Source organism: Caldimonas brevitalea (assembly GCF_001017435.1).
GTDB classification, from domain to species: Bacteria; Pseudomonadota; Gammaproteobacteria; order Burkholderiales; family Burkholderiaceae_C; genus Caldimonas; species Caldimonas brevitalea.
Map to the genome: position 1 here is coordinate 85,482 of NZ_CP011371.1, position 14,536 is coordinate 100,017.

Here is a 14,536-nt window from a genome sequence, read left to right on the forward strand (position 1 = left end):
CCGAAGGGGGCCGCACCGCAGTGCGTCGCATGGCGGTTCCCCCATGAGCGCCGTCAGACCCGCCCATCGCGCCGCCTTCCCCTCCCTTCCCCTCTGCTCTCTCTCGATCAGGAGACTCTCATGGCAAAGAAGATCCTCATGCTCGTCGGCGATTTCGTCGAGGACTACGAGACCATGGTGCCCTTCCAGGCGCTCACGATGGTCGGCCACCTGGTACACGCGGCGTGCCCCGACAAGAAGGCCGGCGACTGGGTGATGACCGCAGTGCACGACTTCGACGGCTACCAGACCTACTCCGAGAAGCCCGGCCACCGCTTCGCACTCAACGCCAGCTTCGACGAGATCGACCCCGAGGACTACGACGCGCTGGTCGTGCCGGGCGGGCGCTCGCCCGAATACCTGCGCATGAACCCCAAGGTCATCGCCTGCGTGCAGCACTTCGCCAAGGCCGGCAAGCCGATCGCGTCGATCTGCCACGGCCCTCAGCTGCTGGCAGCCGCAGGCGTGCTGCGCGGCAAGCGCGTGTCGGCCTACCCTGCTTGTGCGGCCGAGGTCGAACTGGCCGGCGGCAGCTATGCGTCGATTGAAGTGAACCAGGCTGTCACCGACGGCCAGCTGGTCACCGCGCCGGCCTGGCCCGCCCACCCCGCGTGGCTAGCGCAGTTCCTCGCGGTGCTCGGAACGCGGATCGAGGTGTGAAAGCGGTGCGCGGCTGTGCCGCCGCGGCGCGCAGGGTCACCACTCGGGTGCCCGGCGCTGCCGCGTCGTGATGCCGGGCACCACGCCGTCGGCCCCTTTTCATCACCGGCACCTGCGGTTATGGTGAGCACCCGGCGCCGCAAGGCGCCGTGACAGCAGGAGCAGGCGCATGTGCGAGATCTTCACCCGGGCCCACCCGGAGTCCTACGAGTCCAGGACGCGGTCGGTGCGTCTGCACGGCGTGGTCACCAGCATCCGGCTCGAGAACCTGTATTGGGAAGTGCTGGACGAAATCGGCCGCCGCGACGGGCTCAGCGTGGCCCAGCTGCTGGAGCGGCTCTACGACGAGCTGGTGAGGGCGCGCGGCGAGGTCGGCAATTTCACGTCCTTCCTGCGCGTGTGCGCGCTGCGCTACATGGCGCTGCAGGTGCAGCAGCGCATACCGAACGACCTGGCGGTGCCGCTCGCCTCGCTCGATGCGCGGCGCGTGCTCGAGCACCTGCCTGAAAGCTGGGCCAGCCCCGAACACGTGACGTCGTGAGACCCGCGGGCCGCCACAGGACGGCGGCCGTGGGCGTCAGGCGTCGGCCCACATCCGCAACAGGTTGTGATAGGTGCCGGTGAGGCGCACCACGGCGGGTGTGTCGCCGTGCGCCTCGCGCAGGTTGAGGATGCTCATGTCGAGGTCGAACAGCAAACGCCGCTGTTCGTCGCTGCGCACCATGCTCTGCACCCAGAAGAAACTGGCCAGGCGCGCGCCCCGCGTGACCGGCTCGACCCGGTGCACGCTGGACGACGGATAGATCACCATGTCGCCAGCCGGCAGCTTCACGGCCTGGGTGCCGTAGGTGTCCTCGATCACCAGTTCACCACCGTCGTACTCCGCCGGGTCGGACAGGAACAGCGTGCAGGAGACGTCGGTACGCAAGCGCTCACCGCTGCCGTGGATGAAGCGCACCGCGTTGTCGATGTGGTTGCCGAAGGCGTTGGCTTCGCCCGCATAGCGGTTGAACAGCGGCGGAAACACGTGCTGCGGCAGCGCGGCGGTGAAGAACAGCTTATGCCGCTTGAGGCCCTCCAGCACCATTGCCTGCAGCTCGCGGGTGATCGTGTGATCCTGCGGCAGTTGCCGGTTGTTCTTCACCTGGGCCGACTGGGTGCCGGCCGTGACCCGGCCATCGTCCCAGGGAGCGTTGTCGAGCAAGGTGCGCGCATGGCGGACTTCATCGGAGGTCAGGACGGTGGGGAGGCGCAGCAGCATGATGGGACGTCCGGAAACAGAATGCAGGCCGGGAGGCGGGTGCCCCCCGGCATCACACGGGCCCGCGCGAACGGGCCCGACGACCGTCAGAACTTGGCCGCCAGGGTCAGCTGGGCGCTGCGGGTCGTGCCCGGCACCACGTGGCCGCGGTAGATGCCGTCGGCATACACCTTGTCGGTCAGGTTCATGACGTTCAGTTTGACGGTGTACGGGCCGGTCACGTACTCGACCATGGCGTCGGCCTTCACATAGCCGGGCGCCACGTTCAGCGCGGTCTCGCCTTGTGCCGGCTTGCGGTCGCTCATGCCGTCCGCGCCGATGCCCACGCGCCATTTTGGGGTCAGGCGGTAGGTGGCCCAGACGTTGCCGGTCCAACGCGGCGTCAGGCCGCTGTCCATGCCCACCGACGCGGCGTTGTTCTGGCCCGCCTTGTCGATGTTGCCCCGCATGTAGGCCACGCCGCCGAAGATTTCGAGGGCGGGCAGCGGCCGGCCGGCGGCTTCGAACTCGATGCCGTCGGTGTGGCGCTTGCCGTTGAGCAGGTAGTTGTCGGGGCCGGCCTCGGCGGCGTCGGTGTTGCGCTCGTTGTACTTCTCGGTACGGAACAGCGAGGAGCGCAGCGACAGGTTGCCGTCGTAGAGGTCCCACTTGGCGCCGATTTCGAAGTTGCGGCTCTTCTCGGGGGCGGTGTTCGCGGTGCGGTCGTCGAATTGGTAGAGATCGCCCGACGCATTGAACGAGGTGCCGTAGGACACGTAGTAGCTGGAATACAGGTCCGGCTGATAGATCGCGCCGATCCGGTGGCTCCACATGTTGTCGGTGCGGGACAGCGGGCCGCCGTTGGCGCGCTCATAGTCGCCCGAGAAGTGGTCGAAGCGCAGCCCGCCGATCAGTTTCCATTGGGGTGCCAGCTGGAGTGTGTCCTGCGCGTAGAGGCCGACGGTGTCCGAGGTGAAGTCGTTGGCCCTGGCCTTGACACGCGTGTCCGGCACACCGGCGTACGGCCCGACCGCGCCCCAGGTGGTGTTGGTCTTGGGGTTGCCGGCCGGGAACGAGTAGGTGTAGGTGGTCGTCTCTTCCCGGGCGTACTCGGCCCCGGCGAGCAGGTTGTGCTGCAGGCCGAACCAGTTCGCCTTGCCCGAGTAGTCGGTCTGCAGGAAGCGATGGCGGTCCTTGGCCGCGCGTGTCTGGTTGCCGCGGCAGACCACGCTGGCGTCGGAGTAGGACGTCTGCGAGATGGTCGCGGTGCCTTGTGGGTAGGAGCAGGCGAGCGGAAGCGCCGGGTTCACCGCGACTGCCTGGAAGCGCGAGGTCGTGGCCCACAGGTCGCGCTTGTAGCGGCCGTCACGGTAGGTGGTCCTGATCTCGCCGCCGTTGTCGAAGCGGTGCAGCCAGCTGAAGAAGCCGTAGTTGGCCGAGTCCTTCTGGTAGTCGGACTCGTAGCCGTACCAGCGGTCGACCGCCGCTTCCACCGGGCGGCCGTCCAGCCAGCCGAAGCCGTAGTCGGGCACGTCGTCGTAGCTGAGGTGGTAGAAGCCGACCGAAAACTCGTCGGCGGTGCCGATGCCCCAGCGGTAGGTCGGGGCAATGCCCTGACGGTCGGTTTCCGGGCCGTCCCGGAAGCTCTTCGCGTCGGTCTTCATCACGTTGACGCGCAGCGCCGCGTCTTCGCCGGTCTTCAGGTTGAAGTCGCCGGTCAGGCGGTAGTAGTCGTCGCTGCCCGCCGTGAGCGCCACTTCATGCTCAGTCATCAAGAAGGGCTGCTTGCTGACCTGGTTGATGATGCCGCCGGTCGAGCCGCGGCCGTAGAGCATCGAGGCCGAGCCGCGCAGCACCTCGATGCGGTCCTGATTGAAGGTGTCGCGGTTGTACTGCGCGATGTCGCGCATGCCGTCCTGGAAGATGTCGCCACGCGCCGAAAAGCCGCGGATGCGGATCAGGTCGCCGATCGCGCCGCCCTCGCCCGCTTCGAAGGCGATGCCGGTCACGGTGTGCATGGCCGACTTCAGCGTGTCGTAGTTCTTGTCGTCCATCAGCTTCTCGGTCACCACGGTGAGCGATTGCGGGATGTCGCGCAGCTCCTGCTTGCCCTTGCCCGCCGTCGTGGTGGTCGCCTGGTAGCTCTCCTTGCCGGTGCGCTCGGCGGTGCCCTTCACCGTCACCTGCGGCAGCGCTGCGGCCTTCGGCTCGGCCGCCGGCGTGGACGCTTGTGCAAAGGCCAGGCTGGCAAAGCCGAAGCCGGCCGCGAGCGCGCCGAGGGGCGCCAGCGTGCGCGCCATCGGGGCGGGGTGAGAAGAAGCAGCCGAGGCCACGGGCGCCTTGCGCGACGAACCTTTACGACGGGTCATGTGCCAACTCCGAGAAATGCTTTAGATGTGAAGGACAAGGTCGACCGCCGTCGTTGGCTGGCACAAAAAAGGCGCACGAGAACGCGCGCCGGTCGCTGGCTAGGACAAAAAGCGGTAACAGCCGCAATGATAACCATTCTCATCTGATCTCGCCGCCAACCGTGCCGAACCTCACGGGGGGCTGTGGTGCGGCTCCCACAATGGGCGAAGGTGCCATTCACATTTCTTTACGTCGTCGACAATCGCGAGGTCCCGAGGGTTCGGGGACGCGGCCCAAAGAGAGGCCCGCGGTTCACAACGAGATGGAGTATCGAGAGATGAGAGTCGGAGCAATCAAGGCGGCACTGGCCGCCGTCACCTTTGCCGTGCTGTCGGGTTGCGCAAGCTTGCCCTCCCCTGAAGTGATGAAGGCGGAAGCGGCCACCTTCCAACTGCCCAAGCTGCCGGAAGAAGGCAAGGCCATTGTTTATGTGGTGCGCCCCTCGATCCTGGGGACCATGATCCGCTTCAACGTCTTCGTCGACGACCAGGAGGCGGCCTCCGAGATGGGGTTCACCCGCGGCTCGCAGTACATCTATTTCAACCTGAAGCCGGGCACCCATCGCATCTACTCGAAGGCCGAGAACTGGGCGGAGACCGAGGTCAAGGCGAACGCCGGCGACATCATCTTCCTGCAGCAGGAACCGGCAATGGGCGTGATGATGGCTCGCAACAACCTCTTCACCTTGCCCGAGTTCGAAGGCAAGTACCACGTGAAGACGCTCAAGGTCGGCACCATCCACAAGACCGACAAGTGAGACCGCCGGAAGGTGCAGGCCGTGATCGGTCTGCACCTTCCGGTCCGCCCCCGTGCCGCCCGAGGCACGGTGGGCGCCCCTTCATCAGCCCGGCGGCAGCCACACCGTGGCGACCAAACCGCCCTCGGGATGGTTGGCGAGCCGCAGCTGCCCGCCGTGCGCCTGCACCACACTGCGGGCGATGCCCAGGCCCAGCCCCATGCCTTCGCGCCGCGTGCGGCGGCCGTGCTCGAGACGCACATAGGGCTGCCCCAGCTTGTCGAGCGCCGCTTCCGGCACACCCGGGCCGTGGTCTCGGATCTCGATGCCCACACCCTCGTCCTGTCCCCAGGCGCGTATGTCGGCGCGTTCGCCGTACTGCAGTGCGTTGTCCAGCAGGTTGGTGAGCGCCCGCTTGAGGGCGAAGGGTTTGACGCTGGCGGTCAGCGCGGTCGTCTGCAGGCTCACTTCGCGGCCGCCCATGCGGGCGTCGCGCGCGAGGCGTTCGAGCATCTGGTCGAGGCGCACCAAGACCCGGTTCTCGTGGATGTCGGTGTCCTTCACGCTCTGCAGCGCACCCTTGACCATCATGTCCAGGTCATCCAGGTCTTCGTGGAAATCCGCCTGCAGGGTTTCGTCGTCGAGCAGCTCGGTGCGCAGCTTCAAGCGCGTGATCGGCGTGCGCAAGTCGTGCGAGATCGACGCGAACAGACGTTCGCGGTCGAGCAGATAGCGCTGGATGCGCTCTTGCATGTCGTTGAAGGCACGGATGGTGCGCTGCACCTCGCGGGTGCCGGCCACCGGCAACGGCTCGGCGCTGATGCCCTCGCCGAAGGCGGTGGCGGCACGCCCGAGCCGCGCCAGCGGCCGCGTCAACGTGCGCACGACGGCGACCGACAGCAGCAGCACGCTGACCAGCGTCACCACCTGCGGCATCAACCGGTCGAGCGCATAGGGGTTGGCGTTCTCGAGGAAATACGGGTCGGGCATCGACGACGCCAGGTAGAGCCAGCTGCCTGCTTCGATCTCGGCCTGGATCACGACGATGGGAGCCGGCCGCGACGGCGCCAGCAGGGCGGTGTCGATCCAGCCTTCGGGCAGGTCTTGCAGGTTCACGCCGTCGGGCGAGACGTGTAGGTTGTGCGGCCAGGCAAGCGCGACGCGCAAGGCGCCATCGACCGGCGCCTGCTCGCGCAAGGTGTTGGCGATCGTCTGCGCCACCCGCTGGGCCAGTGGCTCGCCCTGCACCGGCTCGACCTTGACCGGCTCGCGGTTCATGAAGACGAAAAACCGGGTGCCGCCCATCGTGCGCAGCTGCTCGATCAGCAGGGGCCGGAAGTTCACCGGCAGCTCCCGGAACGACCGGATCGCGCCGCCCGCCCCGATCGCCACATGGTGCGCCGCCTGCTCGGCCTCTTCGTGCGCGCGGGCCTGCAGCTGCCGCGCCCACAAGACGTTGCTGGCCAGTTGGGCCAGCAGCACACCGACCACCATCACCAACGTGAAACGGCCCTGCAAGGTGTTGCCGAACAGATCGCCCAGCCGGCGCCAGTTGACGCGGCCGGCGGGCCGCGTGGCATCGTGCAGATCGCGGTCGGTGGCGCTTTGGTCGGGGCCCGGGGCTGCCGTGGTCAATTGCCCTGCCTTCATCGGTTGGCACCGCAGACAGCGCCCGTGCCGCTCGCGCCCCCCCTCACGAGCCGACCTCGACCGTCGTGCTGAGCACGTAGCCGGTGCCGCGCACCGTCTTGATCAGGGTCGGCTGCTTGCCGTCGTCGTGCAGACGTTGACGCAGCCGGCTGACCTGCACGTCGAGCGCGCGGTCGAGCGGCCCGAGGTCGCGGCCCCGGGTCGCCTCGGCCAGGCGGTTGCGGTCGAGCACTTCGCCCGGGTGGTCGAGGAACAGCTTGAGCAGCTGATAGTCCATGCCGGTGAGGTCGGACGAGACGCCCTGCGGGTCGATCAGCACCCGCTCGAGGGCGTCGAGCACAAAGCCGCTGAAGCGGTAGTAGCGCGGCACGCTGCTGCGCTCCAGGCCGGCGCGGCGGTGGATGGCCTTGATGCGGGCCAGCAGCTCGCGTGGGCTGAAGGGCTTGCCGATGTAGTCATCGGCGCCCAGCTCCAGGCCCACGACACGGTCGGTCTCGTCGGCGCTGGCGGTCAGCATGATGACCGGCACCTCCGAGCGGCGCCGCACCTGCTGGCACAGCGCAAAGCCGTCGGTGTCGGGCAGCATGACGTCGAGCACACACAGGCTGAGCTGGTCGGAGAAGCGCTCGAACTCGGACAGAAAGCTGCCGCCGTCGTGGGCCAGCCGCACGTCGTACTGGTTCTTTTCGAGATAGGTTTTGAGCAGCGTGCGGATCTTCTGGTCGTCGTCGACGACGAGGATGGTGCGTTTCATGGCGTGGCGGTGACGGGGGTCTTGTGGGCCAGCGCGCGCACGAGCGTGGCGAGCCGGCGCTGGGTGGCTGCCGTGCTTTGGCGTTCGTCGACGGCGTAGCGGTGCACGGCGGCCATCAGCGCGTCTTTCATCGCCTCGTCGGCCGCCATCCGGTGGGCCAGGCTGGGCAGCCGGGGGGCCGATTCGCGGGCAAACGTTTGCCAGGAGTCGCGGGCGCAGGCGTCCAGCGTGTGCGGATCGATGTCGCGCCGCACCGGCACCGAGCCCTTCAGGCGGTTGTAGCCGAGCTGCACGGTGGGCGTGAAGAGCTGTGCCGCCATACGTTCCTGCGCGGCCTGGTGCGCATAGTCGCCGGTCAGCATGGCCAGCGTGTCGATGCTGTAGAGGTGGGTGCCGGCGGTGCCGGGCACCGGCAGGCAGTCGAAGCCGTTGCCCAGTTGCGAGCCCAGCGCCAGCAGTTCGCCCTTGACCCAATCGCCCATGATCAGCATGCCGGCGCGGTCGTGTGCGACTTCACGCGCCGCGTCGGTCCAGGCGCGTTCGGCGCGGCGCCCGCCGGCGGGTGCCAGGCTGCGCCACCAGCGCAAGCGTTCGAGGGCGCGGCCGACGGCGGCATCGGCATACGCTTGCGGGTCGCGCGCGACCAGCAGTTGCTGGTACAGCTGCGGGCCACCTTCGGCCAGCAGCATCGCCTCGAACACCGTCGCGACCTGCCACGGCTCGTCGCTCCAGGCCACCGGGGTGTGGCCGGCGCGCTGCAATGCGACCGCGGCGCGCTCGGCGGCGGCCCAGTCGGCGGGCGGCGCGAGCTTGAGACGCTCGAACAGCCGGCGGTTGTAGAACAGCACGTTGATGCGGTGCACGCCCAGCGGGGCGGCGACGACGTGGCCACGATGGGTGACATGCGCCTGCACCACCGGGAACAAGGTTTTGGCCCACTCGCCCTGACGCGCGACGGCGTCGAGTTCGAGCACCAGGCCGAGGTCGGCCCAGTCGCGCAGCACCTCGCCGATCAGTTGTGACACCGCCGGCGGGCGTCCTGACAGCAAACGCCCCTTCATGACCTTGGCCGCTGCCATGCCCGCGCCGCCGGCAATGGCGGTGTCGCGCCACTGGATGCCGACGTCGGCGAGCCGGGCGTCGAGATGGTCGGCGGCGCGCCGTTCACTGACCGAGGTCCACCAGTGCAACACGTCCAGCGCCTGCGGCGCATCGCCCGGCGGCGCCGCGGTCGCCGCCTGGGCGGCGAACAGGCTCAGCACCGCCAACAGGCGGCGGCCGGACGGCAAACGCAGAGAGGGCGGAACCATGAGGCGAGTCTGTGAAAGAAGTGTCCGTCTTTGGTGATTTATCGTAAGGCGTCCTGGACGCCGCCGCCCTTGGGTTTTGCACCCTGGTCACGGACGGTGTGCGAGGCAAGACGGCCGGTGCGACGGCCGGTCCAACGTAAAGTTGCGTAAGGCCGGGAGGGGCGTTCGGGCCCGGCGAGGCCAGCAAATTCAAGGGTTTCGGGCGCTGCCGCCGGGCGGGGTCAGCGGGTTTGTGTCACACGGGGGCCGCCGATAAGGTGCACGCCATCACAACACACACACCGGCTCAGGAGACGACCATGACCCGCCCCACCCCCTTGTTCCGCCCCCTGGCGCTGGCCGCCGCGACCTTGATGATCTTCCCGCTCGCCGCACAGGCGGGCCCCCTGGTGATCGAGAGCTGGCGGGTCGACGACAAGACGCTGTGGGAGGAGGAGATCATCCCTGCCTTCCAGCGCAAGCACCCCGGCGTGACGGTCAAGTTCGCGCCGACCGCGCCCACCGAATACGACTCCAGCCTGACGGCCCGGATGACCGCCGGCACGGCCGGGGACCTGGTCGCCTGCCGGGCGTTCGACGTGTCGCTCAACCTTTACAAGAAGGGCCAGCTGGAGAAGCTCGACGGCAAGCCGGGCCTGGAGAACTTCCCCGATTCGGCCAAGGTGGCGTGGCAGACCGACGACGGCCGCGAAACCTACTGCATGCCGATGGCGTCCGTGATCCACGGCTTCTTCTACAACAAGAAGATCTTCAATGAGCTGAAGCTGGCGCCGCCGGCCACGCAGCAGGACTTCTTCAAGGTGCTGGAGGCGCTGAAGGCCAGCGGCAAGTACACGCCGCTCGCACTCGGCACCGCCGACCAGTGGGAGGCCCACCAGGTCGTCTACACCGGCATCGGCCCCAACCACTGGAAGGGCGAAGAGGGCCGCAAGGCCTTGCTCAACGGCAAGAAGAAGTTCACCGACCCGGAGTTCGTCAGCGTCTGGGAGAGCATGGCGAAGTGGACGCCCTACCTCGGCAAGGGCGCGTCGTCGCAGACCTATGCCGACTCGCAAAACCTGTTTGCGCTTGGCCGCGCGGCGATCTTCCCGGCCGGCTCCTGGGACATCGCCTACTTCCGGCAGCAGGGCAAGCTCGACTTCGCCGCCTTCCCGCCGCCGGTGACGGCGCCCGGTGCCCGCTGCCACATCTCGGACCACACCGACATCGGCATGGGCGTGAACGCGAAGTCGAAGAACAAGGAAGACGCCTACAAGTTCCTCGCCTGGCTCGGCTCCCAGGAGTTCGCCGACCTCTATACCAACCGCGTCACCGGCTTCTTCTCGCTGTCGAACCACCTGGTCGCCGTCAAGGACCCGGTGGCCAAGCAGATGATGGACTGGCGCAAGAGCTGCAGCTCGACGATCCGCCTCAACGCCCAGGTGATGAACCGCGGCGAGCCGAACATGGAGACCGAGTTCTGGAACGTCGACAGCCAGGTGCTGAACGGCAAGATGACGCCGAAGCAGGCCGCCGAGCGCATGCAGGCCGGCTTCGCGAAATGGTACGCACCGCAGAAGTGAAGCCGCGGCTGCAGCGCGCGTAGCCCGGCACGGCGCGCGACCGCCAAGACACTTCGGCCCCGGCGCCGCCGGCATGCAAACCTACAGGCATGCCGGCCGCGTCCGGCCTGCCTCCACGTTCGCCTTCGTCAGACCTCCATGAAACGAGTTTCTTCCTGGCAGGTGTGGGCCTTTTTGCTGCCCGCGCTCGCCGTCTACAGCGTGTTCAGCGCAGGGCCGCTGATCGACACGCTGCGGCTGGGCCTGTACATCACCGACGAGACCGGCGCGAAGCACTACGCCGGCCTGGCCAACTTCCACACGCTGCTGACCGACCCGGGCTGGTCGGACGGCTTCTGGAACGCGATGGGCAACAACGTCGAGTTCTTCCTGATCCACATGGCGGCGCAGAACCCGATCGGCCTGTTGCTTGCGGCACTGTTGTCGCAGCGGGGGGTCAAGGGCGCCGCGGCCTACCGGACGGTGCTGTTCCTGCCCACCTTGCTGTCGGTGGTGATCATCGGCTTCGTCTGGCAGTTGATCCTGTCGCCGCTGTGGGGCGTGGCCGAGCGCATGCTCGGCTGGGTCGGCCTCGAGGGCCTGTTCCAGCCGTGGCTGGGCGAGGAAGGCAGTGCGTTGGCCACCTTGTCGCTGGTGTCGGTGTGGCAGTTCATCGGCATCCCGATGATGCTGATCTATGCGGCGCTGATCGCCATTCCCGACGAGATCGTCGAGGCGGCGGTGGTCGACGGTGCCGGCCCTTGGCGGGTGTTCTGGTCGGTGCGCTTGCCGTTGATTTTGCCGACGCTCGGGCTGGTGACCATCCTGACCTTCGTCGCCAACTTCAACGCCTTCGACCTGATCTACGCGGTGAAGGGGGCGGTGGCCGGGCCCAACTACAGCACCGACATCCTCGGCACCTTCTTCTACCGGACCTTTTTCGGCTACCAGTCGCAAGTCGGCAGCCCGACGATGGGGGCGGCGGTGGCGACGCTGATGTTCCTTGTCATCCTGAGCGGGGTCGGCGTCTATTTCTATGCGGTGCAGCGCCGGCTGCAACGCTACACCTTCTGAGGCCGAGCACGATGTATCCCTCTTTGTCGTCCCCCGGCCGGCCGGCGCTGCGGGCCAGCCTGATCCATTTCGTGCTGGCCGGCTACACGCTGTTGGCGCTGTTTCCGATCGTGCTGGTGCTGATCAATGCCTTCAAGGACCGCCCCGCCATCTTCGACGACCCGCTCGCCTTGCCGACACCCGACACCTGGTCGTTGATCGGCTTCGAGCGCGTGCTGTCGAAGACGGCCGTGCCGATGTTCTTCGGCAACAGTCTGATCGTCACGGTGGTGTCGCTGGCGCTGATTCTGCTGTTCGGCGCGATGGCTGCCTGGGCGCTGACCGAATACCGCTTCCGCGCCCGTCGTGTCATCACCTTGTATCTGGCGTTCGGGATCATGGTGCCGATCCGTTTGGGCACCGTCAGCATCCTCGAGTTGATGGTCGAGCTGGAGCTGGTCAACACGCTGGCGGCCCTGGTGCTGGTCTACACCGCGCAGGGTCTGCCGCTGGCGGTGTTCATCTTGAGCGAGTTCATCGCACAAATCCCGCAAGACCTGAAGGACGCGGCGCGCTGCGACGGCGTCGGCGAGTTCAAGATCTTCTTCCAGGTGGTGCTGCCGCTGGTGCGGCCCGCGGTGGCGACGGTGGGCGTGTTCACGATGGTGCCGATTTGGAACGACTTGTGGTTCCCGCTGATCCTGGCGCCCGGCGAGTCGACCCAGACCATCACGCTGGGCGTCCAGCAGTTCATCGGGCAGTACGCCACCGACTGGAACGCGGTGCTGGCGGCGCTCACGCTCGCCATCGTGCCCGTGCTGGTCCTCTATGCGCTGTTTTCCCGTCAACTGATACGCGGCATCACCGCCGGCGCCGTCAAATAACAGGAGGTTCTTTGCCATGGCCCAAGTCACCCTCAACGGCATCACCAAGCGCTACGACCCCCAGCAAACGGTGTTGCAGGACATCGACCTGACCATCGAAGACGGCGAGTTCGTCGTGCTGGTGGGCCCGTCAGGCTGCGGCAAGTCGACCTTGTTGCGGATGCTGAGCGGCCTGGAGGACATCAGCGAAGGCGAACTGCGCATCGGCGAGCGCCGCGTCAACGAGCTGCCGCCGGCGGAGCGCGGCATCGCGATGGTGTTCCAGTCGTACGCGCTGTATCCGCACATGAGCGTCTACCGCAACATGGCGTTCGGCTTGTCGCGTCGTGTCGGCGGGCGCGACGAGGTCGAGCGGCGCATTCGCGATGCGGCCCGGGTGCTGCAGATCGACCACTTGCTCGAGCGGCTGCCGCGTGACCTGTCGGGCGGGCAGCGCCAACGGGTCGCGATCGGGCGCGCGATCGTGCGGCAGCCCGAGCTGTTTCTGTTCGACGAGCCGCTGTCCAACCTCGATGCCGCCTTGCGCGCGATGACGCGCGTCGAGATCGCGCGGCTGCACCGCGAGCTGGGCGTGACCATCGTCTACGTGACCCACGACCAGGTCGAGGCGATGACGCTGGGCGACAAGATCGTCGTGCTGCACGAGGGCCGCATCCAGCAGGCCGGCACGCCGCTGCAGCTCTACCGCCAGCCGGCCAACCGCTTCGTCGCGGGCTTCATCGGCACCCCCGCGATGAATCTGCTGCCGGCCCGCGTGATGCGCGCCGACGAGCGAGAGGTGCATTGGGTCAGCCCGCGCGGCCCGCAAGGCGAGGCGGCGGTGGACGGCAGCGGCCTCAAGGCCGGCGATGCGATCGAGGTGGGCGTGCGGCCGGAACACCTGAGCCTGGGGCCCAAGGACGGCCCGGGCCTGCGCTGGCGCGGCCGGGTGGAGCTGGTCGAGTACCTGGGCGATTGCTACCTGGCCCATGTCCGGCTGATGTGCGAGGACACCGTGCTGGTGGCCAAGCTCACCGGCGGCGCGCCGCCCGAACCGGAAGCCGAGGTGACCTTGTCGGCACCGAGCGACGCGCTGCATCTGTTCCGGCGCGACGGCAGCGCCTGTCCTCGCGTCACGCGCTGAGCCAGGCGCCGCCGGCCCGCCCGCCTCAACCGTGCTCGCGCGGCAGCGCGGGCGCGGTCTTCACGCTCCACACCATCGTCACGGCGAGGATGCCGATCACCACGGCGAGCGACGCGAGCACGGGGATCTTCACGACATCGATCAACAGCATCTTGGTGCCGATGAAGGTGAGGATGACGGCCAGGCCGTAGCTCAGCAGGTGGAAGCGGGTCGCCATCGCGGCGAGCAGGAAGTACATCGCGCGCAGGCCCAGGATGGCAAAGACGTTGGACGTCAGCACGATGAAGGGGTCGGTCGTGATCGCGAAGATGGCCGGGATCGAGTCGACCGCGAAGATCACGTCGATCACGCCCACCAGCAACACCACCAGCAGCAAGGGCGTCGCCAGGCGCCGGCCCTGCTGCACCGTGGTGAACTTCTCGCCGTCGAAACCCTGCGACACCGGGACCAGACGGCGCAGCAGCCGCAGCGCCGGGTTGCGCTCGAGGTCGGGCTCTTCGCCCGAGGCGCGCCACATCTTGATGCCAGTGATCACGAGGAAGGCGCCGAACAGATACAGCAGCCAGTGGAACTCGCTGATCAGCCAGCTGCCGACCAGGATCATCACGGTGCGCAGCACGATCGCACCGATGATGCCGATCATCAGCACCCGCTTCTGGAAGGCCGGTGGCACACCGAAGTAGGTGAAGATCATCAGGAACACGAAGATGTTGTCGACCGCCAGCGACTTCTCGATCAGGTAGCCGGTCAGGAACTCCATCGAACGTGTGTTGGCCACGGCCGCGCCATGGTCCTGGTAGAGCGCCCACCAGAACAAGCCGTTGAACGCGAAACTCAGGGCGACCCAGACGATCGACCAGTTGAGGGCCTCCTTGACGGAGACCTCGTGCGAGCCCTGCTTCTTCAAGACGACGAAGTCGATGAACAGTGCCGCAAGCACCGACACGACAAAAAATGCCCACAGCCAATTGGGCGCAATGCTGTCCATGAACACACTCCAGTGAGGTGGATTGAGGATTGCGCCGAAAGGTCTTGCGGGGAAGCGCTGCCCAAGAAGCGGGCTGGCTCTGCGGGACCCGGGGTGCGCCAGAGGCCTGGAGCATCCGTATTGACGGGTGGCCGCCGCGGTGGGGAACC

At 67.4% G+C, this 14,536-nt stretch carries 13 protein-coding genes; 7 read left to right on the forward strand and 6 right to left on the reverse strand.

From position 1 onward, the window contains the following. The first annotated feature begins 120 nt into the window (after positions 1 to 120). A complete protein-coding gene (locus AAW51_RS00395; RefSeq protein WP_047193039.1) occupies positions 121 to 699 on the forward strand; it encodes a DJ-1/PfpI family protein in 579 nt (192 codons plus the stop codon). A gap of 169 nt (positions 700 to 868) precedes the next feature. Further along, a complete protein-coding gene (locus AAW51_RS00400; protein ID WP_047193040.1) occupies positions 869 to 1,240 on the forward strand; it encodes a ribbon-helix-helix domain-containing protein in 372 nt (123 codons plus the stop codon). A gap of 36 nt (positions 1,241 to 1,276) precedes the next feature. Here AAW51_RS00400 and AAW51_RS00405 read toward each other — a convergent pair whose 3' ends face one another. Both AAW51_RS00405 and AAW51_RS00410 read right to left on the reverse strand, forming a co-directional pair. After that, positions 1,277 to 1,960 (reverse strand): Fe2+-dependent dioxygenase, encoded by a 684-nt coding sequence (locus AAW51_RS00405; RefSeq protein WP_047193041.1) that lies wholly within the window; start codon positions 1,958 to 1,960, stop codon positions 1,277 to 1,279. 86 nt (positions 1,961 to 2,046) lie between these two features. After that, the gene (locus tag AAW51_RS00410) at positions 2,047 to 4,308 is read right to left on the reverse strand and encodes a TonB-dependent receptor (RefSeq protein ID WP_238947714.1); all 2,262 of its coding nucleotides are present in this window, start codon (positions 4,306 to 4,308) and stop codon (positions 2,047 to 2,049) included. 317 nt (positions 4,309 to 4,625) lie between these two features. Here AAW51_RS00410 and AAW51_RS00415 point away from each other — a divergent pair, with 317 nt between their 5' ends. Beyond that, entirely contained in the window at positions 4,626 to 5,105 is a 480-nt protein-coding gene (locus AAW51_RS00415; protein WP_083437962.1) for a DUF2846 domain-containing protein, read from the forward strand. An 84-nt stretch (positions 5,106 to 5,189) separates the two neighbouring features. Here AAW51_RS00415 and AAW51_RS00420 read toward each other — a convergent pair whose 3' ends face one another. From AAW51_RS00420 to AAW51_RS00430, 3 genes are read right to left on the reverse strand one after another with little or no spacing between them, the layout of a single operon-like run. Then, complete coding sequence (locus tag AAW51_RS00420) at positions 5,190 to 6,734, reverse strand: ATP-binding protein (protein ID WP_083437963.1); 1,545 nt, start codon at positions 6,732 to 6,734, stop codon at positions 5,190 to 5,192. 43 nt (positions 6,735 to 6,777) lie between these two features. Then, positions 6,778 to 7,488 (reverse strand): response regulator, encoded by a 711-nt coding sequence (locus AAW51_RS00425; protein WP_047193043.1) that lies wholly within the window; start codon positions 7,486 to 7,488, stop codon positions 6,778 to 6,780. After that, a complete protein-coding gene (locus AAW51_RS00430) occupies positions 7,485 to 8,798 on the reverse strand; it encodes an ABC transporter substrate-binding protein (protein WP_083437964.1) in 1,314 nt (437 codons plus the stop codon). The genes AAW51_RS00425 and AAW51_RS00430 overlap by 4 nt, the downstream gene beginning before the upstream one ends. Positions 8,799 to 9,097: 299 nt before the next feature. Between AAW51_RS00430 and AAW51_RS00435 the strand changes: the two genes are divergently transcribed. The 4 genes from AAW51_RS00435 (at position 9,098) to AAW51_RS00450 (ending at position 13,399) form a co-directional block, all read left to right on the forward strand. Further along, entirely contained in the window at positions 9,098 to 10,360 is a 1,263-nt protein-coding gene (locus tag AAW51_RS00435) for an ABC transporter substrate-binding protein (RefSeq protein ID WP_083437965.1), read from the forward strand. 138 nt (positions 10,361 to 10,498) lie between these two features. After that, a complete protein-coding gene (locus tag AAW51_RS00440) occupies positions 10,499 to 11,413 on the forward strand; it encodes a carbohydrate ABC transporter permease (RefSeq protein WP_047193044.1) in 915 nt (304 codons plus the stop codon). Positions 11,414 to 11,424: 11 nt separating this feature from the next. Then, on the forward strand, positions 11,425 to 12,276 hold the full coding sequence (locus tag AAW51_RS00445) for a carbohydrate ABC transporter permease (RefSeq protein ID WP_047193045.1): 852 nt from the start codon (positions 11,425 to 11,427) through the stop codon (positions 12,274 to 12,276). Between the two features lie 16 nt (positions 12,277 to 12,292). Further along, complete coding sequence (locus AAW51_RS00450; protein WP_047193046.1) at positions 12,293 to 13,399, forward strand: ABC transporter ATP-binding protein; 1,107 nt, start codon at positions 12,293 to 12,295, stop codon at positions 13,397 to 13,399. A 25-nt stretch (positions 13,400 to 13,424) separates the two neighbouring features. On the opposite strand, the gene AAW51_RS00455 is transcribed toward AAW51_RS00450, so the two are convergent. After that, positions 13,425 to 14,387 carry a TerC family protein gene (locus AAW51_RS00455; protein ID WP_047193047.1) on the reverse strand — a complete coding sequence of 321 codons (963 nt, stop codon included), beginning with the start codon at positions 14,385 to 14,387 and terminating at the stop codon, positions 13,425 to 13,427. Positions 14,388 to 14,536 lie beyond the last annotated feature (149 nt).